Source organism: Rhizobium sp. BK098 (genome assembly GCF_014193155.1).
Taxonomy (GTDB): Bacteria; Pseudomonadota; Alphaproteobacteria; order Rhizobiales; family Rhizobiaceae; genus Rhizobium.
Genome location: NZ_JACHYY010000001.1, coordinates 280,980 through 300,089, shown reverse-complemented (window position 1 = coordinate 300,089; position 19,110 = coordinate 280,980). Strand labels below are relative to the sequence as shown.

16 protein-coding genes and 1 pseudogene are annotated in these 19,110 nt (G+C 58.2%); 9 read left to right on the top strand and 8 right to left on the bottom strand.

Annotated elements, in window-relative coordinates; all coding sequences use genetic code 11:
- Window positions 1-245: 245 nt before the first annotated feature.
- Window positions 246-2,501 carry a TonB-dependent hemoglobin/transferrin/lactoferrin family receptor gene (locus FHT73_RS01440; RefSeq protein ID WP_183709420.1) on the bottom strand — a complete coding sequence of 752 codons (2,256 nt, stop codon included), beginning with the start codon at window positions 2,499-2,501 and terminating at the stop codon, window positions 246-248.
- Window positions 2,502-2,775: 274 nt separating this feature from the next.
- Here FHT73_RS01440 and FHT73_RS01435 point away from each other — a divergent pair, with 274 nt between their 5' ends.
- Entirely contained in the window at window positions 2,776-3,621 is an 846-nt protein-coding gene (locus tag FHT73_RS01435) for an extensin family protein (RefSeq protein ID WP_183709418.1), read from the top strand.
- A gap of 101 nt (window positions 3,622-3,722) precedes the next feature.
- Here the strand turns inward: FHT73_RS01435 and FHT73_RS01430 are convergent, their stop codons facing one another.
- Both FHT73_RS01430 and FHT73_RS01425 read right to left on the bottom strand, forming a co-directional pair.
- On the bottom strand, window positions 3,723-4,508 hold the full coding sequence (locus FHT73_RS01430) for a methyltransferase domain-containing protein (RefSeq protein ID WP_348648114.1): 786 nt from the start codon (window positions 4,506-4,508) through the stop codon (window positions 3,723-3,725).
- Between the two features lie 160 nt (window positions 4,509-4,668).
- Complete coding sequence (locus tag FHT73_RS01425; RefSeq protein WP_183709416.1) at window positions 4,669-6,351, bottom strand: formate--tetrahydrofolate ligase; 1,683 nt, start codon at window positions 6,349-6,351, stop codon at window positions 4,669-4,671.
- A gap of 168 nt (window positions 6,352-6,519) precedes the next feature.
- On the opposite strand from FHT73_RS01425, the gene FHT73_RS01420 reads away from it, so the two are divergent.
- On the top strand, window positions 6,520-7,035 hold the full coding sequence (locus tag FHT73_RS01420; RefSeq protein ID WP_183709415.1) for a TIGR00645 family protein: 516 nt from the start codon (window positions 6,520-6,522) through the stop codon (window positions 7,033-7,035).
- Window positions 7,036-7,049: 14 nt separating this feature from the next.
- On the opposite strand, the gene FHT73_RS01415 is transcribed toward FHT73_RS01420, so the two are convergent.
- A complete protein-coding gene (locus FHT73_RS01415; RefSeq protein ID WP_183709413.1) occupies window positions 7,050-8,015 on the bottom strand; it encodes a hypothetical protein in 966 nt (321 codons plus the stop codon).
- 565 nt (window positions 8,016-8,580) lie between these two features.
- Between FHT73_RS01415 and FHT73_RS01410 the strand changes: the two genes are divergently transcribed.
- Entirely contained in the window at window positions 8,581-9,312 is a 732-nt protein-coding gene (locus FHT73_RS01410) for a LuxR C-terminal-related transcriptional regulator (protein WP_015340671.1), read from the top strand.
- Window positions 9,313-9,447: 135 nt separating this feature from the next.
- On the opposite strand, the gene FHT73_RS01405 is transcribed toward FHT73_RS01410, so the two are convergent.
- The 4 genes from FHT73_RS01405 to FHT73_RS01390 form a co-directional block, all read right to left on the bottom strand.
- A complete protein-coding gene (locus FHT73_RS01405; protein ID WP_183709411.1) occupies window positions 9,448-10,587 on the bottom strand; it encodes a DUF2333 family protein in 1,140 nt (379 codons plus the stop codon).
- Window positions 10,588-10,784: 197 nt separating this feature from the next.
- Complete coding sequence (locus FHT73_RS01400; protein WP_183709409.1) at window positions 10,785-11,807, bottom strand: hypothetical protein; 1,023 nt, start codon at window positions 11,805-11,807, stop codon at window positions 10,785-10,787.
- Window positions 11,808-11,873: 66 nt separating this feature from the next.
- Window positions 11,874-12,260, bottom strand: a complete 387-nt coding sequence (locus FHT73_RS01395) for a c-type cytochrome (protein ID WP_183709407.1) — start codon at window positions 12,258-12,260, stop codon at window positions 11,874-11,876.
- An 89-nt stretch (window positions 12,261-12,349) separates the two neighbouring features.
- Window positions 12,350-12,931, bottom strand: coding sequence for a thymidine kinase (locus FHT73_RS01390; protein WP_183709405.1), 582 nt, complete (start codon window positions 12,929-12,931; stop codon window positions 12,350-12,352).
- Window positions 12,932-13,165: 234 nt separating this feature from the next.
- On the opposite strand from FHT73_RS01390, the gene FHT73_RS01385 reads away from it, so the two are divergent.
- The 6 genes and pseudogenes from FHT73_RS01385 to FHT73_RS01360 all read left to right on the top strand — a co-directional run bounded on the left by FHT73_RS01385 (window position 13,166) and on the right by FHT73_RS01360 (window position 19,080).
- Window positions 13,166-14,122 (top strand): choline ABC transporter substrate-binding protein, encoded by a 957-nt coding sequence (locus FHT73_RS01385; RefSeq protein WP_183709403.1) that lies wholly within the window; start codon window positions 13,166-13,168, stop codon window positions 14,120-14,122.
- Between the two features lie 172 nt (window positions 14,123-14,294).
- Complete coding sequence (choW, locus tag FHT73_RS01380) at window positions 14,295-15,152, top strand: choline ABC transporter permease subunit (RefSeq protein WP_112604793.1); 858 nt, start codon at window positions 14,295-14,297, stop codon at window positions 15,150-15,152.
- Complete coding sequence (gene choV / locus FHT73_RS01375) at window positions 15,149-16,198, top strand: choline ABC transporter ATP-binding protein (protein ID WP_112411580.1); 1,050 nt, start codon at window positions 15,149-15,151, stop codon at window positions 16,196-16,198. The genes choW and choV overlap by 4 nt, the downstream gene beginning before the upstream one ends.
- A 36-nt stretch (window positions 16,199-16,234) precedes the next feature.
- Window positions 16,235-16,720: pseudogene (locus FHT73_RS01370) on the top strand (pyridoxamine 5'-phosphate oxidase family protein); the annotation flags it as partial.
- Between the two features lie 372 nt (window positions 16,721-17,092).
- Window positions 17,093-17,410 (top strand): metalloregulator ArsR/SmtB family transcription factor, encoded by a 318-nt coding sequence (locus FHT73_RS01365; RefSeq protein WP_015340680.1) that lies wholly within the window; start codon window positions 17,093-17,095, stop codon window positions 17,408-17,410.
- A gap of 341 nt (window positions 17,411-17,751) precedes the next feature.
- Window positions 17,752-19,080 (top strand): aspartate aminotransferase family protein, encoded by a 1,329-nt coding sequence (locus tag FHT73_RS01360; protein WP_112399126.1) that lies wholly within the window; start codon window positions 17,752-17,754, stop codon window positions 19,078-19,080.
- Window positions 19,081-19,110 lie beyond the last annotated feature (30 nt).

The window sequence follows — 19,110 nt, the reverse complement described above, 5'->3', positions numbered from 1 at the left end:
CAGCCTCTGATCAGCCCTGCAAACGCATCTGCAGGGCACGAGTCGGACCGAACTGGCGAATATGCCAGACTATCTTGCTCATATGGTCCTCCTCTCTTTTCTCTCGACGGGTTTAAGACTGTGCCGCTCGAATAGCATCAAGCGTTGCGATTTTCAATTGCACAAACCACGGGACGCTACGCATGAGGGCAAAAAAGAGGGCGATGCCGAAGCACCGCCCGAGGTTGCTGCATTGATGTAACCGCTTAGAACCGTTGCGTCAGCGTCAGTTTGAAGGTTCGGCCGGGCTCGGAATAGTAGGAAGCAGGCTGGGTTAGCGTGCCGCTATAGGACGGCGCGTTGAGCGCGTCGTAATAGGTCTTGTTGAAGATGTTGTAGACGCCGCCGCGAATGCTGAGGCCCTTCACCTGCTCCGGTTCCCACCATGCTGTGAGGTCGAAGATACCGTAGGCGGGGGTCTGCAGCGTGTCGCCTGTCTTCTTCGCCTCGCGAGCCGCGGTGATGAAGGTCAAATCCGTTCCCCAGACTTCGGTCGCATAGCCGACGGTGAAGGCAGCCTTGGCCGGGGCGACGGAATTGATCCATTGTCCGGTATCGGAGTCCTTGCCGTTCACATAGGCGACGGAGCCCTTTATGTGGATGCCGTTGTCGAACTTCTTGTGCGCGTTGACCTCGACACCGAACATGCGGACGTTGGCGCGATTGAAGTATTCGGTAATCCCGAGCGGATAGGTGCCTGTGGGATCGCGATAATTCAGCGTGTCGATGAAGTTCTTGTACTTGTTGTAGAACGCACCGATATGACCGCCGAAATCGTCATCGCCGAGGTTGGTGCCGATTTCGACGCCGTTGCTGGTTTCGGGCTTCAGGTCGGGGTTGCCGTAGGTGACATAACCGCCGGGCACGCCGTAGTTGACGTAGAGTTCGCTGACACTGGGCGCACGGAAGGCCCTCGCCCATTGCGCATAGAGCTCGATATTGTCCTGAGGCTGATAGGAGGCGCGCAGCTTCGGCGAGAAGCGGCTGTCGGACTGGCCGGAGGGCAAGCCATTATAGTTGGCGCTGTCGCGATAGGCAGCCGTGTTCTTCGGCGAGTAATCGTACCAGTCGAAGCGAAGACCCGGCGTCAAATAGAAATTGCTGGAGCCCAATTCGATCTTGTCGTCGATGAAGACGCCGACGCGCTTGCCATCGACATCGGGCATATCGGACTGGTTGGTGTGCAGGAAGGCGCAAGAAGCACGCCAGCGAGGAAGTGCGCAGCTATCCTCGCCGGCCGAGTACTGGTGAACCTTGTCGAAGGCAACATCGAGACCAAGAGTGACTTGGTGATGCAGGCTGCCGGTATCGAAAGACTTCGATGCATTGCCGGCGAAGCCGATGCTGCGATCTTCCATTTCATTACGGCGCCAATAGTCGCCGGTGACGGATGTATAGCGATAGCCTTCCACACCACCTTCACGCCGAAGATTCTGCCAGTAGAAAACGGCGTTGGCGGTATCGAGCAGCGAATCGGCACTCTCGGCTTCATATTTGTAATCGAGCGACACGCGATTGCGCTCAACATTGTCTGTCCCGTTATAGTTGCCGGGCCGGAAGTTTCCGGTCGGGCTCTGCAGGGTCATCAGATCGGTGTCTTTGTCCTTGTTGTAGTGCTCGGCCGTGATGCCGAAGGTGCCGACGTCGGTATATTGACGGATCTTGAACAGGCCGCTTCTCTGATTGTAGTCAGCCGGGTTAGCCTCGGTACGCTTGGTCGAATAGCCGCCGATATCGCCGTTGTTCTCAAGCTCATGACCATGCGTGTAGCCGCCCTGGAAGAGAACGGCGGTATTGTCGATGCGCTTGGCAACCGCGGCTGAACCGCCGATGCTGCGGTCGTCGCCATTATAGCCGAACTTGAAAACACCGCCCCAGGTAGAACCGGGCGCAATCAGATCTTCCGGCTCCAGCGTACGCAGCACGAAGGCGCCGCCGAGAGCGCCCGAACCGGCACGACTGGAATCGGCGCCGCGCACGATATCGACGCTCGAAAGCGCGTTGAAATCAAAGCTGTTGACGCCGCCATTACCACCATTATTGGCGCCATTGGCGCTGCCGCGCGAAGCATCGAGAAGGAAAGGAATTTGAATGCCGTCGACCGTCGTCAGCACACGGTCATCACCGAGGCCGCGAATATTGACACCGCCGGTAGCGCGGTTGAAGCCGACGCCGACCTCGGTGCTGCGGCCGAGATCCTCGATACGTGTGATTTGCTTGTCGTCGATGTCCTGGGCCGTCGTCTCACTTGTGGTCGGAGAGTCGGCAAGCACATCCTTGTTTGCCTTGCCCTTCCCAGTCACCACAATCGGTTTCAGATTGGTGACGCGGTCACCCTTTGCCGCCTCGCCCGTCGCCTCGTCATTCGGGGCTGCGGTTTGCGCGAAGGATGTCGTTACCAGCCCCAGGGCCAGAAACGCGGTGCATGCCAAAAGAACCGAGCGGGATCGCCGGACAACCATAACCATTCCTTTCGAATTGCTTCACCGGGCTGGCTGGTTGCTGCGTCGAATGCAGGCAAGGGGCTGGCTAGGTTATCTTGTTAACGGGCGGAAATATCCCGCCTTCTTTCTGCCGCATAAAAAACATGAGTATTATTGTCAATATATTCGGAGTGCATAATCATGAATAAAATTGTCACCTTTTAAGACAAGAGATGAACGTTGCTGAATTGCAACGAAATCACAACCTCGCGCGTTCTATCGGCATCATCATTAGAATTGGCTGAATTACTTGATGCTGTTTAGAATTATCTCATTAGTCTCCGCCGCCGTCCTTCTCATGGCCACGTCTCTCCCTCAGACCGGCCCGATACCTGAGCAAAAACCGGATCAGGAACAAGTTCAGCCGGATGGCAAAGCGCCGATCCCTACAGAAAAACCCGCAGCATCACCAAACGGCCCCGTCATTCCGGCGGACAAACCGACGGCTCAACCCGAGGAAAAGCCGGCTTCACAGCCGGAGGAGCAAACAAGCGGCCAACAGATGCAAGGCCCTCCCCGTCCACCTCTGACCATCGCTTCCGAACCGGATGACGAACACCAGGCCTGCCTGAAGGCGCTGACCGCCATCGGAGCAACCTTCAAAGAGATCGCCCGCATCGACGATGGCAATGGCTGCGGCATCGACAAGCCGATCGCGCTTAGCTCCCCGCTGCCGGGCATAGAATTCAAGCCCGAAGGGCAAATGCGGTGCGAAGCCGCTCTCGCCTTGGCTCAATGGATGAAGGAAAGTGTCAATCCGTCAGCCTCGGCATTGGACAATGGCAAGATCGTCACGATTAACCAAGCATCGACCTATGTCTGCCGGCTACGCAACAATGCTTCCATCGGCAAGATCTCCGAGCATGCCCGTGGCAACGCCATAGATGTCGCGAGCTTCACCTTCGAAAACGGCAAGACCATTGCGATCGAGCCGCGGCGTGAAGATCCGACGCTCACAGGCGCATTCCAGCGCGCAGCCAGCGCCTCGGCCTGCCTTTATTTCACGACCGTTCTGGACCCGGAGAGCGATGCCGCGCACGAAAGCCATTTCCATCTCGACGTCATCGAGAGGAATGGCGGCTTTCGCTATTGCCACTAGAAATGCGTCGCGGAATCGACGGGGCGTTGATCTTTAAATTCCGTCATATTCAGAGACCTGCATTCGAGAACCACAGGTCTCTGTAGATCGCAACCGCCGTTTCATCCGGCGCTCGATCCTGGGTGAGCCAAACCGACTGGATGGAGCGAGCCTCGCCTCCACTTGGCGTTTTCGTGGTTTGCATGGGATCGGAAGCTCCGATGCAGGGGATGAAATAGGCGGGCATCAAGGCGCGGGCGCTGAACCCCTGCTCTGCGCGTGATCAGGACGGCAAGCCCGACCTTATCATTCGCCTGCCAGGGCACGATGATCCGGCCGCCGAGGCGCAGCGCCTGCAACCACGATATCGGCGGCGCCACCACCCCCGCACTCACGTAGATCAGATCCGCTTGCGGAAGCTCCAGCTCGGTCGCATCGGCGCAGATGACGGAGGCGTTCTCGAACGAGGCAAGATTATCGCGGGTGCGGCTGGCCAATGCCTCATCGATCTCGACGGCGTGAACATGGCCGCCCGGTGCCACCAGCGTCGACAGAATGGCCGTGTAATATCCAGTTCCCGTGCCGATCTGGATGACCGTTTCACCGGGCTGCGGCGCGACGGCACCCAAGAAGGCAGCATGGAGAAACGGCTCGCCATTGTTGATGCCCTTGGATTTGTCCAGGGAGACCAAAACATTCTGATAGAGAAAAGCGGGATCACTGCTTGGCGTTTCGAGATGGCGTCCCTTGACCACAATCCGCCAAGGCCCTGGCCCCATGAAGGCCTCACGGCGAACGAGGCGAAAGGCCTGCTCCAGCCTTTCATCCGAAGAATTGCTGGCAGCTGCCATCATCTTCGCATGGAAGTCCCGTATCTCATCCAAACTTGCGCGGCTATCAGCAGTCACGCTCCGTCTCCGTCTTGACGATGCTTGGACCGTACCGATTTCTTTCGGCCTCCGCCAAGGTCAATACGTTAGATATCGTAACGGGATCGGATAACAACAGTCCTGGGTGCAACCGCCGAACCGGCACTTCCTGACAGACAAGTTGAATCGGATTCTGAACTTAAAACAATCCTTCGATGTAGCCTTGATCGTTGAGGAAAATCCTCTCGGCAGCCGGCGATTTCGGCAAGCCGGGCATGGTCATGATCTCGCCGGTGATGACGACAACGAAGCCGGCCCCGGCCGAAAGCCGTACCTCGCGAATAGGCACGATATGGCCCTCGGGCGCTCCCCGGACATTCGGATCGGTCGAGAAGGAATATTGTGTTTTCGCCATGCAGACCGGCAGATGGCCGTAACCTTGATCCTCCCAGGATCTGAGTTGATCACGCACGGCCTTGTCGGCGGTCACCTCGCCGGCATGATAGATCTTCGAGGCGACGATCTCGATCTTCTCCAGGAGCGGCAGATTGTCCGGATAGAGCGGCTGGAATTTCGCCTGCCCGGATTCGGCAAGCTCCACCACCTTATGTGCGAGGTCGGTAATGCCGGCCGAACCTTCGGCCCAGTGCCGGCAAAGGATCGCCTCGGCGCCGAGCCGTGCGACATAATTCTTCAGCGCCTCGATTTCGGCCTCCGTGTCCGAAACGAAATGATTGATGGCGACGACGACGGGAACGCCGAACTTGCGGACATTGGCGACATGTCGACCGAGATTGGCGCAGCCCTTCACCAAAGCTTCCACATTCTCCCCGCCAAGATCGTCCTTTTTGACACCGCCGTTCATCTTCAAGGCCCGCACGGTCGCGACGATGACGGCCGCATCCGGCGAAAGCCCGGACTTGCGGCATTTAATGTCGAAGAATTTTTCCGCTCCGAGATCGGCGCCGAAGCCGGCTTCCGTGACCACATAATCTGCAAGCTTCAGCGCCGTGCGCGTCGCGATCACCGAATTGCAACCATGGGCGATATTGGCAAAGGGGCCGCCATGCACCAGCGCAGGATTGTTCTCCAGCGTCTGCACGAGGTTCGGCTGCATGGCGTCCTTCAGGAGCACGGCCATGGCGCCATCGGCCTTCAGATCGCGGGCATAAACCGGCGTGCGGTCGCGGCGATAGCCGATGATAATGTTGCCGAGCCGCTTTTCCAGATCCTTGAGGTCGGATGCCAGACAGAGGATCGCCATCACCTCGGAGGCAACGGTGATGTCGAAGCCGCCCTCGCGCGGAAAGCCGTTCGCAACGCCGCCAAGCGACGATACGATATCGCGTAGCGCCCGATCGTTCATGTCCATCGCGCGCCGCCACGTGATGCGCCTGAGGTCGATATTCTGCTCGTTGCCCCAGTAGATGTGATTGTCGATCAGCGCGGCGAGCAGATTATGGGCCGACGTGATCGCGTGGAAATCGCCGGTGAAATGGAGGTTGATGTCCTCCATCGGGATGACCTGCGCATAGCCACCGCCGGCCGCCCCGCCCTTCACGCCGAAACACGGACCGAGCGAGGCCTCGCGCACGCAGACTACCGCCTTCTTGCCGATGCGGTTCAGGCCGTCGCCGAGGCCAACCGTCGTCGTGGTCTTGCCCTCGCCCGCCGGCGTCGGATTGATCGCCGTGACGAGGATCAGCTTGCCATCTTTCTTGCCGGCCTGCGATGCGATGAACCCAGCACCGATCTTTGCCTTGTCGTAGCCGTAAGGTGCGAGATCTTCCGCCGGAATCCCGAGCTTTGCGCCGATCTCCATAATTGGCAGCTTCTTTGCTGCGCGCGCAATCTCGATATCGGATGCCACGGTCGTCGCCATAAGTCTCGCCCCCAAACATACGGTCATTTCCCTGTCGGGATAAACCAATATCTATCGGGTGTGAATAGCGGCGAAGCACTCCGTTCGTCGAAACGCACCGCCTTGTCTCAGGACGCAGGCATGCCTATTTTCGGCGTCCAATGAAAACCGAGAAGGAAAGATAAAGATATGAAGTCCCTGGAATTGCTGGTCGAGCGCATCATCCTCTCCAGTCGCTGGCTCCTGGTGATCTTCTATCTCGGCCTTGCCGCCTCGCTCGCCGTCTACGCCGTTTCGTTCGCCTATAAGTTCTACAAGGTGGCGATCAACGTCTTCGCCTATGACGAAGCCGACATGATCCTCGCCATTCTCGGCCTTATCGACGCCGCCCTGGTGGCAAGCTTGATCGTTATGGTAATGATTTCGGGCTACGAGAATTTCGTCAGCCGCTTCGACGAGGCCGAAAATGGAGGCGAGGTTTCCTTCCTCGGCAAGCTCGATTCAGGCAGCCTCAAGATCAAGGTCGCATCCTCGATCGTCGCCATTTCCTCGATCCACCTGCTGCAGATCTTCCTGAACGCTACTCAATACGACAACGCCAAGCTGATGTGGTTCACAATCATCCACCTGGCCTTCGTCGTGTCCGCGCTATTGTTGGGCTTCCTGGAAAAGATCATGGCGAAAGCAAAAGCCAAGGATAGCTGAGGCCGGGTCAGCGGCTACTTGCCGGCCATTGCCGATGCGCTGGTCATCCGCGCGACGGTCGTCGACGGTGCCGGCGCGACACAATCGGAAATCGATTGATTTTCCTTGCAGTTGCGCGCCGAGACTAGAGCGTCGGCATCGGCAAGCTCCGTCGTCAGCTTCAGCCTCAACGCGTCCATCTGCGACAGCAGATGAATGCCGTTCGGGTCGGTTCCAAGCATCAGATCGACAAGTCCCCGGTCCACACCCATTTTGTCGAGAAAGCTCACCAGCCTCGTCCTCTGCGCCTTGTCGAGCTTCGTCGTATCGTATTTACCGACGAATTTGCGACCGATTTCCTTCTTGGAGATGATCTTGCGCCTGCCGTCCACCATCTCATATTCGGTGCGATATTGGACGCGCACTTCACTATAGGTGGTGGTGATCTGATGAACGCCCAGCAGCGCGAAGGGGCTGGAAACGCGCTGAACGCCGCCTGCAAAAAACAGCGGACAGGCCGAAAAGCAGATTGCGCCGTCGGAAAATGGCTGACCTGTGATCGAGCCGTCCTTGGCAAAAGCAGCCGAGCAGATCGGCTCGGCATAGGGGCACGCCCGCGAGCGGGTGCGGCCGACTGCGATCGAAAGCTTTTGCTTGCGAATGATGCGAGCCATCTCCATCGCTGCCTTGACATCGCCCCCCGGCGAACTGACGACGACGGGCAGTTTACGGTTGCCAACCTGCTTCAGGATTTTCTGCAGCTTCCGCGGCGTATCCGCCATGATCTGCCCTTCGGCGGAGATCCAGTCCGGGCAAGTGCTATCGGCTCGGCATTGGCCCATCTCACCGTGAACGAGCAAAAACTGCATCGGCGCGCCACCGACCGCGCCGGCAGCTTCAGCCAGCGCAGGCGAAACCAGAAAAAGCGAAACGCCGGTGACGAACCACAACAGCGTTTGATAACAGCACGCCCCAAGCTGCGGAAAGAAGCGAAAATTCATAAGCTATACGCCTGCAAGCGATTACTTTGGCAAGACCGATAGCAACCGCTTTGGGCCTCCGCAAGGCGCACCAACACGGCGATGCATCATTTGATTAAAACTCATGGCCGCCTTCACGGAAAGTCCCGCGTGCAAAGAAGTACGTTTCCAAAAATTGGCTACCGACGAACTCAAAAGCGTGAGATCTCATGCCAGCTTATGCTGTGGGCGATAAACTGCGAACGGTACAAAACAGGCATTCCTGACGCGCCGCCCAAAGTGCAGAACCCAGTTCAAAACCTCGGTTTTAGGCTTAATTTTGACATAGTGGGGAAGCGTCGTCAGACCCCTTCGATCGGCTCGGCGATGACGTCAAATGTATGATCTCGTCGAGATCCGGCCAACGAAAGAGTGGTCGCGGGCACTTATCGCCCATTTTGGGCGAAGACTGGGAGAATTGTATGTTTAAATATTAAAATATATGAAAATGAAAATTATTTCTGGCCGTGTGGTATTTTTGCGTCTAGCATTCACTCATAAATCGAGTATTTGATATCGATACCACGCCGCGGACACCTTAACTCATATGTCCTATATCATTACCGCCGAGAGACAATTGCTGCTTTCTGCCGAGTTGGCTGCCGCTCGGACACAGGCGGCGTTTGCAATGGGCCTGGAACGGACGGGATCGGCTTTTGGCTTCAGCCATGTGGCTCTGATGAACGCCCCGGTTCCCGATGATACGATGATGACGCCGCTGCTTATCGAGGGGACGGTGCCCGCACAGTTCGTGCGTGAGTTCGATCGGCATCATCTGGTTCGCCGCTGTCCTATGCTGCTGCGCACGCGTGATTCAGTGATGCCGCGCGCGTGGCATCTGCTGGAAAAAGATGCCGAACCTGACGCCGATGTACCGGGCGAGCTTCGAGCACTCCTGATTAGCTACAATTGTCCGATGAGCGTCATAATCCCGGTCAATGCTCCGGATGGCCAGCGCCTCGTTTTCTGGTTCATGGGCAATCGCAATAGCCTCGGCCAGAGTGAAATCAACGAACTCACCTTGATCATGCTGCAGGCGCTCGATTCCTATAATTGCCTCAAGCGCAACGGTGGTGCCGCGCCGCATTCGCTTTCCGCGCGCGAGCTGGAAGTGGTCCGCTGGACGGCCCAAGGCAAGACCTCGGTCGAGATCGGCCAGATTCTTTCGCTCTCCGACCATACGGTCAACGCGTATATGATGAACGCGATCAAGAAGCTCGATTGCGTCAACCGTACCCAGCTCGTCGCAAAAGCCATCCGCCTGAAGCTGATCAGCTAGAGCTTTCCGCTTTTCTTCGAATCGCGAAAACGCTTTATCTTCTTGTTCTTACGCAGTTCCGGACGCAAAACTGAGCCCGGCAGCCGGGCTCAGCGTCGGTGTCCGCCTACTGGGTCTACGCCCGCTAAGCTTCGTTTAGCGACCGCCCAGGACCGTGCGGATTTCCACGAGGCTCGAACGCACCCGCAGAATATGGAAGCCCATGGTTGCAAGATGGCTCGGCATGAAGGAGCTGTCTTCAGGCCCATTGGAAATGATGAAAGGTTGAATGCGCAAAGCCGTCTGCAGCTGCGTCGTGACATCGGCCCAGAGCGTGGCGACATTGCGTTCGGCAATCACCTGCTGGAAATCCGAGCGGGCCGCCATCAGGATACCGTAGCTCGCATAAAGCTGCCCATAGGCAAACCAAAAACGATCGTCAGCCCGCATATCCAGCCAGCCATAGCTGTGATCCCCCGCCCTCCGGGCCAATATATCCGCCGTGCTGCCGAGATCGTTGGCAATATGGTCGACGAACTGCAGGAGGTTGTCGGCACGTCCATCGAAAATCGCTTTGCAATTGCCGAGGTCGCTATTGAAGCTGCGCAGATCGCTCATTGCAGCGCGATAATAGCTTGGGCTCGGCGTCTTCGGTCCGAAGGGATGCAGGCCGAAATACCAGCTCGACTCGTCGAACTGCAGGTTGCCGCGCGCCTTCTGCAGATCGCTGTTGATACCGGATGTTCCGCGTACACGGCCGAGCGTATCGACCAACTCCGCCGAGGTGCGGCGAACGACCGAATTGATGCCCCGCTGGAAGGAAGCCTTGTTGTCGAGGAAGGGCGTGTCATCCCATGAAATGCCGAAGAAGCCGAGCTTGTAGAGCAGCATCGAGGAAATCCAGGCATTCTGGTTGACGTTGAAATCGGTCAGATCGGTGGCAACGTCGACGACAGCCGAGGTTTGGCAAGTCTTAGGTGCTGTTGCAGCCGCCTGCTGACCATCCGTCGCAGGCAGCTCCTGTCCGGCGGAATATTTGCGCTCGGAGAATTTGTAGACGTCCGGATAGGCCGGATTGAACCCGGTCCAGACCTGCGTTTGCCAAACGAAATAGACATAAAGCAGTGCCATCAGCGCCACGAAGGCAGCAAGCGGCAGCTTGATCAGCCAGTTGCGCTGCCGATACCAGCCATGAACGGCGAGAAATGGCCAGCTTAGCCCGACGAAAACCAGTCCCAGCCAGCGTGCGATAGCGGCCCAGATCCGCTTGAAGAACGCCGTGATCGAGTCAAGCATGGACACGCCTCCTAAACCCTACCGCGCATCCCGCCGACACGCGAAAGACGCACCACACCAACCTGCGCAATGGACGCCGCGAAAATCGCCGCGGTCCTCGGATCATTAAGTCCTTATCGCCACTCGCGTTCCAGCAAATATGTGTTCTTGGGAAAAACAACAACCGTCCGAACGGAATTTTCCGTGACGGACAGCAATCAACCCTCAGGTTGCGTCTCTTCCGCCACTTCGCTCGAATCTGAGGATGCGTGCAGCGGATGAGGCTCCAACCGTCGTTTGAAGACAGCATCTACATGAGCCTTGCGCACGGCAAGATCATGCCCGGCCAGCACATTCGCCTCGAAGGCCTGGATCAGGCTCTCGACCGCTCCCGTTCGCGAAACCCCAATCGATGCCGGCTCCACTTCTGACGCCAATGCCTTGAGCAGGGCGATCCGCTGCTCGATATCGACGCTCAGCTTGGCTGCCATCGCGCCGATGGCGGCGATCTGATTGTTCAGGGCAGCCGCCAGCCCTTCGTAAATGTCTATGAGGCGCTGCCGCACGGTGCGGCGGGATTGAAGCTCCTGTTCTTGCCGCCGAATATCATCCTGCTCGGTCACCAGAGCGCGATAGTCCGCTTCGAGTTCGGACTGCAGATCGGCATGGCGTGAAGATGGGCGGTTGCGCCTCTGATACATGAGCTTTTCCGCCAAGACATCGGCCCGGCGCTGCACCTCCTCTATCTCGAAATCGAGCTTCCTCCGCCTCTCGATCACGCCTTCGAGTTGAAGTTCGCATTCACGAAAGCACCGGGAGAAGATGGGTCTCGCCTGCTTGAAAAGAAGATCGAGTTCGGCCGATACAGCAAGGGCCGCGTCGACATTGACGATGATCTCATCCGGCCCCATGGGTCTGCGTGCAAGCACCCGGCTGAGCAAGCCTGCATTTTCAAGGCCAATCTTCTCATTGAACAATCGCCGATGCTGCAGATCAGCCTCGTCGGTCGCACGATCCAGCTCTTTGACGAGCGACAGGGCGACTGATTTCCAACGGTCGAGCAATTCGACCGCTTCGCGAACAAATGCCTCTTCGACGGGAAAATTAACTGCTGCGGCGTGCTCGCTGTCCCTGGCGTGGCGGGCAAGCGTCGCTACTGCCGAATTCGCGTCGTTCATAGCGTCTTCGAGCGTCGTGCGCGCCCTGTCGAGCATGCCATCGAAGGAATGAGGCCTGAGCATGAAAACATTCCCACCTTACCTTTGGCAAGACTAGCTGCTTCCGGAGGCGAAGGAAATGCTCGAAAGCTATTGAGCAGCGGCCGGGTTCTTCAGATAGGCGATGAGATTGTCGAGATCCTTGTCGCTTTTCAGGCCTGGAAACGCCATCCGGGTGCCTTTGACGAGGAATTGCGGCGCCGGCAGATATTTCCGCAGCAACGCCTCATCCCAGACCTTGCCATCAGCCCCGAATGCCCTCATCGCCGGCGAGTAGGCGTAATCCGGCTTGCTTGCGACGGCTCGCCCGACGATCCCCATCAGCGAGGGACCGACGCGATTATCGGGGCTGGTCGCCGTGTGACATGCCCCGCATCTCTTGAAAACGGCGGCACCTGCGACCGCGTCGCCATCCGCGAGCACAAAGGAAGCCGAAGCGAACAGAATGACCGCCGACGCCAGACATTGCAGTTTCATCGTCTCTCCCCGTCAGCCTCGACTTCCATAGGCAATTACGTGCCGAAAATAGTCAGAACCGCTATCGAAAGCCTGCACGAGCGGCTGCTTCACTCGCAGGTAATCGCCTCTTCCCAATGACGACGGCAGAGCGAGACATATTTGTCGCTGCCGCCGATCTCGATCTGCGCGCCTTCGCGGACGACATTGCCGGCAGCGTCCAAGCGCACCACCATCGTCGCCTTGCGCCCGCAATGGCAGATGGTGCGCACCTCGCGCAACTCGTCGGCGATGGTCAGCAGCTCCTGCGATCCCGGAAACAGATGTCCATGGAAATCCGTGCGTAGCCCGTAGCTCATGACCGGAAGATCGAGGCGATCGACGATATGGGCAAGCTGCCAGACCTGCTCGCGCGTCAGAAATTGGGCCTCATCGACGAAGACGCAGGCAAGCGGCTCCTTTGCATGCATTTCATCGACCATCGCATAGAGATCGTCGCTGGTTTCGAACGGCAAGGCATCCATCGTCAGTCCGATGCGCGAGGCGATCGTGCCGCGGCCGGCGCGATCGTCGAGAGCCGCGATGAAAGCCGCCGTGCGCATGCCGCGCTCCTGATAATTATAGGCAGCCTGCAGCAGCATGGTCGATTTGCCGGCATTCATCGTCGAATAATGGAAGTAGAGCTTGGCCATGACATTCTCCTTGAATGCTTCATGGGAGCTGCGCGACGATAAGAAAAGATAGTCTTGGCGAAAACCACAGGATTCAGACAGGCATGGCCGAGGGCGCAAAAGCCTTGGCAACCGGCGGACATAAAAAGACGGGCGTCGCATTCAGCCCCCTCAAACCGCCGCAAATACACTGTGGTCGCTTGAAAATGTCAGTTATTGATGGTTGCTTGGGAACGTTAGACTGGGAGTCACGCAATGATAAAAATGACCCTTACTGCATTCGCTTTCGCCTCAACTCTCTCCGCACTGACATTGGGCGCCACCGCGGCCTCCGCGGCCGAGCCGGCGAGCTGTAGCACCGTACATTTCGCCGATGTAGGCTGGACCGACATCACCTCCACCACGGCCACCGCCTCCGTTCTTCTGAAGGCGCTCGGCTACGACACCGACGTCAAGGTGCTCGCCGTCCCGGTGACCTACCAGTCGCTGAAGAACAAGGACATCGATGTCTTCCTCGGCAACTGGATGCCCTCCATGGCCGAGAACATCAAGCCGTTCGCCGCGGACAAATCGGTCGAGACCGTACGCGCCAATCTGGAAGGCGCCAAGTACACGCTGGCGACCAATCAAAAGGGCGCGGATCTCGGCATCAAGGACTTCAAGGATATCGCCGCCCACAAGGATGACCTCGACGGCAAGATCTACGGCATCGAGCCGGGCAACGACGGCAACCGTCTGGTAATCGACATGGTCGACAAGAACACCTTCGGCCTCAAAGGCTTCGAAGTGGTTGAGTCCTCCGAGCAGGGCATGCTGGCGCAGGTGTCCCGCGCCGATAAGGAAGGCAAGCCGATCATCTTCCTCGGCTGGGCGCCGCATCCGATGAACACTACCTACAAGATGACCTACCTCACCGGCGGCGACGATGTGTTCGGACCGAACTTCGGTGGCGCGACGGTCTATACCAACGTCCGGGCCGGCTACCTGCAGGAATGCCCGAACGTCGGCGCCTTCGTCAAGAATCTCGTCTTCTCGCTGCCGATGGAAAACGAAATCATGGGCAAGATCCTGAACGACAGCAAGGAGCCGGAAGCGGCTGCCACCGAATGGCTGAAGGCCAATCCGTCGGCGGTCACGCCCTGGCTTGCCGGCGTCACCACCAAGGATGGCGGTGACGGCCTGGCGGCGGTCAAGGCCAAGCTCGGCCTGTAATACGAGGATGGATGGAGGGGCGGCCAAACCGCCCCTTTCTCTTCCTTGAACGGACTGCTTGCTTTCGCGTCCCGCCATCACTCGGACAATGGTCCGCCTGGCGTGACAGACCGTTATTCTACGGCGGCATCTCCGGCATCATACGCAACAATCGGAAACGCCGCCCCCAATCATGGGCAAAGATGTGAACTGGTTAACCGATTACCGCATCCCCATCGGGCCATGGGCCAAAGCCGTCGTCGACTGGCTGACGAGCAACGTCACGTGGTTCTTCGACGGCCTTTCCTTCCTGGTCGCGCACGGAATCAAAGGGCTGCTGTTCCTCTTGCAGGCACCGCATCCGCTGATCGTCGTCGTCGCCTTCACGGCACTTGCCTATTGGATGCGCCGGAGCGTCACCATCACGGTCCTCACCCTGATCGGCCTGCTGATCACCATCAACCAGGGCTATTGGAAAGAGACGACCGAGACGCTGGCACTGGTATTGGCCTCCACCTTCGTGTGCATGCTGGTGGGCGTGCCGCTCGGCATCGCGGCAGCACGCCGTCCCTGGCTTTACGCCATCATGCGACCGATACTCGATCTGATGCAGACCATCCCGACCTTCGTGTATCTGGTGCCGGCAATGATCCTGCTCGGTCTCGGCATGGTCCCGGGCCTGGTTGCCACCGTCGTCTTTGCTCTTCCGGCACCGATCCGCATGACCCGCCTCGGCATCATTTCCACTCCCCCTTCGCTTGTGGAGGCAGCTGAATCCTTCGGTGCGACGCCTCGCCAGGTTCTGCGCAAGGTCGAGCTGCCCTTTGCCACTCCGCAGATCATGGCTGGCCTGACGCAGACCATCATGCTGTCACTCTCGATGGTCTCGATCGCGGCACTCGTCGGCGCCCCCGGGCTCGGCGTGCCCGTGCTGCGCGCACTGAATAGCGTAAATGTCGCCAAGAGCTTCGATTCCGGCGCCTGCATCGTCATCCTGGCGATCATTCTCGACCGTATGTTCCGCGCGCCCGGCGAAGGAGACCACTCATGACTGTCGCCGTCGATTTCAAAAATGTCAGCATCATCTTCGGCGATCGTTCCGATGCCGCGCTTAAACTCGTCGACGAAGGCAAGTCGCGCGACGAGATCGGCAAGTCCACGGGCATGGTGCTCGGCGTCGCCAATGCCTCCCTGCAAATCGAAGAGGGCGAAATTCTCGTGCTCATGGGCCTGTCCGGCTCCGGCAAATCGACGCTGCTGCGTGCCGTCAACGGCCTGGCCCCGGTTGTGCGCGGCGAGGTCTCCGTCAACACCAAGAACGGCGCCGTCAACCCCTATTCCTGCACCCCCAAGGCCCTGCGCGACCTGCGCATGCACACCGTCTCGATGGTTTTCCAGCAGTTCGCGCTGCTGCCCTGGCGGACGGTCGCCGACAATGTCGGCTTCGGGCTTGAGCTCGCCGGCGTTCCGGACGCCGAGCGCAAGAAGCGCGTCGACGAGCAGCTGCAGCTCGTCAATCTCACGCAATGGGCCAATCGCAAGGTCAACGAGCTGTCGGGCGGCATGCAGCAGCGTGTCGGCCTCGCCCGTGCCTTTGCGACCGGAGCGCCGATCCTGCTCATGGACGAGCCATTCTCCGCCCTCGACCCATTGATCCGCACCCGCCTTCAGGACGAACTCCTGGAATTCCAGCGCCGCCTGAAGCGCACGATCCTGTTCGTCAGCCACGATCTGGACGAGGCATTCCGCATCGGCAACCGCATCGCCATCATGGAAAGCGGCCATATCATTCAGTGCGGAACGCCACAGGAGATCGTCAAGAACCCTGCCGACCAATATGTTGCCGACTTCGTGCAGCACATGAACCCGATCAGCATGCTGACGGCGCGGGATGTCATGCAGCAGGGCGTCGGACATTCAGCCAATGCAGGTTCCGTCACCGCGACGGCAACCGCCGCGACACCGCTCATCGATATCCTTGACGCCCTGACGCGCCAGCCGGGCAATATCGGCGTTGTTGACAATGGCACGATTATCGGAACGATCTCCGCGCAAGACGTGGTGTCGGGCCTCACCAGCCACCGGCGAAAGGAGTAGTCGTTCGCGACTGCTCCTCAATTCATGGAGCAGGCAATGAACGACAAGCCATCGGTGCTGAGGGAAACGGATGAGGATGCGCGCATTCAGGCGCGCGACCTCATGCACAAAGCCGCACACGCAGCCTTGGCCGTCATTGATCACGACACCGGCTTTCCCTCCGTCAGTCGCGTCCTGACTGCCATGGATGCCGATGGCACTCCGGTCATCCTGGTGTCCGGCCTCTCCTCACATACGAAGGCTTTGATGAAGGACAGCCGCGCTTCGGCGCTCTTCGGCGAGCCTGGCAAGGGCGATCCTCTCGCCCATCCTCGCCTGACCCTACGCTGCAGCGCGGAGCGCATCCATCGGCAAAGCCAGGCTCACAATCGCATCCGAACGCTTTTTCTCGATCGTCATCCGAAATCCAAGCTCTATATCGACCTTCCGGACTTCTGCTTCTTCCGCCTCGTTCCTCTGGATGCCAGCCTGAACGGCGGCTTCGGAAGGGCCTATATCTTGTCCTCGCAGGACCTGATGATGCTTTAAGCCGAAAACAGAGCGCGCGGGCAATAAGTCATACAATAGTGCGAGAATTAGTAGTCGGACAGCTCGAAGTAGAAACGGCTGATATTGGCGGGTTGCAAATCTTCGGTGACCAAATTTGGCATATTTGCTGCTCCGAAACGATAAGAATCGACCTATTTTGGTCTAATCGAGCCCCTGGATGGGACGTTGGGGACGCCTGCATCATCGCCGGAGCATCATACGTACATATCTAAAACAGCATACTCGATACCTTAAATTTAGGTATATACAATCTTCGACCGCTCTTGGTATTGTTAGATATCGGTAAGGACCGGGTTGGAAATAGCACAATTTCTGATGTTCGCTCCGCATTGGGAAGTTTAAAAGATGAAGACAAGAGATTTGGCCGAACACTCTAATGTTGCGGCAGCACTATTATCAGCAATGGCGAACCCGAAGCGTCTTTTGATCCTTTGCAGTCTCGTTAAAGGCGAAGTTCCAGTTGGCGTTCTTGCCAATCAGGTCGGACTGAGCCAATCAGCACTTTCCCAGCATCTTTCGAAGCTTCGTGCCCAAAAGCTGGTCAAGACGCGTCGTGATGCTCAAACTATTTACTACTCCAGCACATCGGAATCCGTGATCCGTGTTCTCGAAACGCTGGAAGACATTTATTGCGAGCCGGAAAAAAGTAGATCGGCTGCCTAAGAGCTAAGATAGCTCCCGGCCTGTCGACGCATGATCTTTGGGGACAATTTAGATCTCGAAAGATCGACTTGCTTTCATTACCAGGTGTTTTACTGCTTTAACTGGCAAATCCTAGGATTTGCCAGTTTTTTCATATGGGGACTACCTCACGGTGCTTCGTGGCCCGTTTTCCTCCCCGACATGTTGACACGCATTCTTCGAGGCTCAACCTGTCGCTTTCACCGCCATCTTTGCCTTGACGCCAAAAAGGCGGCTGATAATTTGACCAAGCAGTAAATATAATAGCGCGGCGTAGGCCGTGGCCGGGAAATGGCCCCCCGAATTGGCCATTGGAGAACAGCATGTCGGACCGTTTGAATGCCGCCCCCAACGATTTGCGCGCCTTCTGGATGCCGTTTACGGCCAACCGCCAGTTCAAGAAGGAACCGCGCCTCTTCGTCAGCGCCAAGGATATGTATTACACTACCCATGATGGTCGGCAGGTGCTGGATGGAACTGCGGGCCTGTGGTGCGTAAACGCCGGGCACTGCCGCCCGAAGATCACCGAGGCCATCCGCCAGCAGGCAGGCGAACTCGACTACGCACCCGCCTTCCAGCTCGGCCACCCCAAAGCTTTCGAACTGGCGAACCGGCTGGTCGATATTGCCCCTGAGGGTATGGACCACGTTCTTTACACCAACTCCGGTTCGGAATCGGTCGAGACCGCGCTCAAGGTCGCGCTTGCCTATCATCGCGTGAAGGGCAATGGCTCGCGCTTCCGCCTCATCGGCCGCGAGCGCGGCTATCACGGCGTCAATTTCGGCGGCATCTCCGTGGGCGGCATCGTCACCAACCGCAAGATGTTCGGCACGCTGCTGACTGGTGTCGACCACATGCCGCACACCCATGTGCCCGGCAAGAACGCCTTCACGCGCGGCGAGCCAGAGCATGGCGGCGATATTGCCAGCGAACTGGAGCGCATCGTCACTCTGCATGACGCCTCGACGATCGCGGCCGTCATCGTCGAGCCGGTCGCCGGCTCCACCGGTGTGCTCATCCCGCCGAAGGGCTATCTGCAGAAGCTGCGCGAAATCTGCACCAAGCACGGCATCCTGCTGATCTTCGACGAAGTCATCACCGGTTTCGGCCGCCTCGGCACCCCCTTTGCCGCCCAATATTATGATGTGAAGCCGGATATCATCACGACAGCCAAGGGCCTGACCAACGGCGTCATTCCGATGGGCGCGGTCTTCGTCACCTCGGAGATCCACGACGCCTTCATGCAGGGACCCGAGCACATGATCGAGTTCTTCCATGGCTACACCTATTCCGGCAACCCGATCGCCTCGGCCGCGGCATTGGCGACGCTGGACACCTACAAGGAAGAAGGCCTGCTGACGCGCGCAGCCGAGCTCTCCGACTACTGGGCCGACGCTCTGCACTCCCTGAAGGATTGCCCGAACGTCATCGACATTAGAAACACCGGCCTGATCGGCGCCATCGAGCTCGATCCCATCGCCGGCGAACCTACCAAGCGCGCCTTCACCGCCTTCCTGAAGGCCTACGAAAAGGGCCTTCTGATCCGCACCACCGGCGACATCATCGCGCTGTCGCCGCCGCTGATCATCGAGAAACATCACATCGACGAGTTGTTCGGCAAGCTGAGAGAGATCTTGCAGAATAATATCTGAGGCGAAATATCTCATTGCCTCTTCTCAATG

What these genes read in the sequence shown, in the direction of transcription:
- FHT73_RS01415 (WP_183709413.1), bottom strand. Translation starts at nt 8,015, where the DNA reads ATGAATTTTCGCTTCTTTCCGCAGCTTGGGGCGTGCTGTTATCAAACG.
- FHT73_RS01395 (WP_183709407.1), bottom strand. Translation starts at nt 12,260, where the DNA reads ATGAAACTGCAATGTCTGGCGTCGGCGGTCATTCTGTTCGCTTCGGCT.
- FHT73_RS01425 (WP_183709416.1), bottom strand. Translation starts at nt 6,351, where the DNA reads ATGGCGACGACCGTGGCATCCGATATCGAGATTGCGCGCGCAGCAAAG.
- FHT73_RS01360 (WP_112399126.1), top strand. Translation starts at nt 17,752, where the DNA reads ATGTCGGACCGTTTGAATGCCGCCCCCAACGATTTGCGCGCCTTCTGG.
- FHT73_RS01405 (WP_183709411.1), bottom strand. Translation starts at nt 10,587, where the DNA reads ATGCTTGACTCGATCACGGCGTTCTTCAAGCGGATCTGGGCCGCTATC.
- FHT73_RS01435 (WP_183709418.1), top strand. Translation starts at nt 2,776, where the DNA reads ATGCTGTTTAGAATTATCTCATTAGTCTCCGCCGCCGTCCTTCTCATG.
- FHT73_RS01440 (WP_183709420.1), bottom strand. Translation starts at nt 2,501, where the DNA reads ATGGTTGTCCGGCGATCCCGCTCGGTTCTTTTGGCATGCACCGCGTTT.
- FHT73_RS01390 (WP_183709405.1), bottom strand. Translation starts at nt 12,931, where the DNA reads ATGGCCAAGCTCTACTTCCATTATTCGACGATGAATGCCGGCAAATCG.
- FHT73_RS01400 (WP_183709409.1), bottom strand. Translation starts at nt 11,807, where the DNA reads ATGCTCAGGCCTCATTCCTTCGATGGCATGCTCGACAGGGCGCGCACG.
- FHT73_RS01365 (WP_015340680.1), top strand. Translation starts at nt 17,093, where the DNA reads ATGAAGACAAGAGATTTGGCCGAACACTCTAATGTTGCGGCAGCACTA.
- FHT73_RS01410 (WP_015340671.1), top strand. Translation starts at nt 8,581, where the DNA reads ATGTCCTATATCATTACCGCCGAGAGACAATTGCTGCTTTCTGCCGAG.
- FHT73_RS01420 (WP_183709415.1), top strand. Translation starts at nt 6,520, where the DNA reads ATGAAGTCCCTGGAATTGCTGGTCGAGCGCATCATCCTCTCCAGTCGC.
- FHT73_RS01385 (WP_183709403.1), top strand. Translation starts at nt 13,166, where the DNA reads ATGATAAAAATGACCCTTACTGCATTCGCTTTCGCCTCAACTCTCTCC.
- choW (WP_112604793.1), top strand. Translation starts at nt 14,295, where the DNA reads ATGGGCAAAGATGTGAACTGGTTAACCGATTACCGCATCCCCATCGGG.
- choV (WP_112411580.1), top strand. Translation starts at nt 15,149, where the DNA reads ATGACTGTCGCCGTCGATTTCAAAAATGTCAGCATCATCTTCGGCGAT.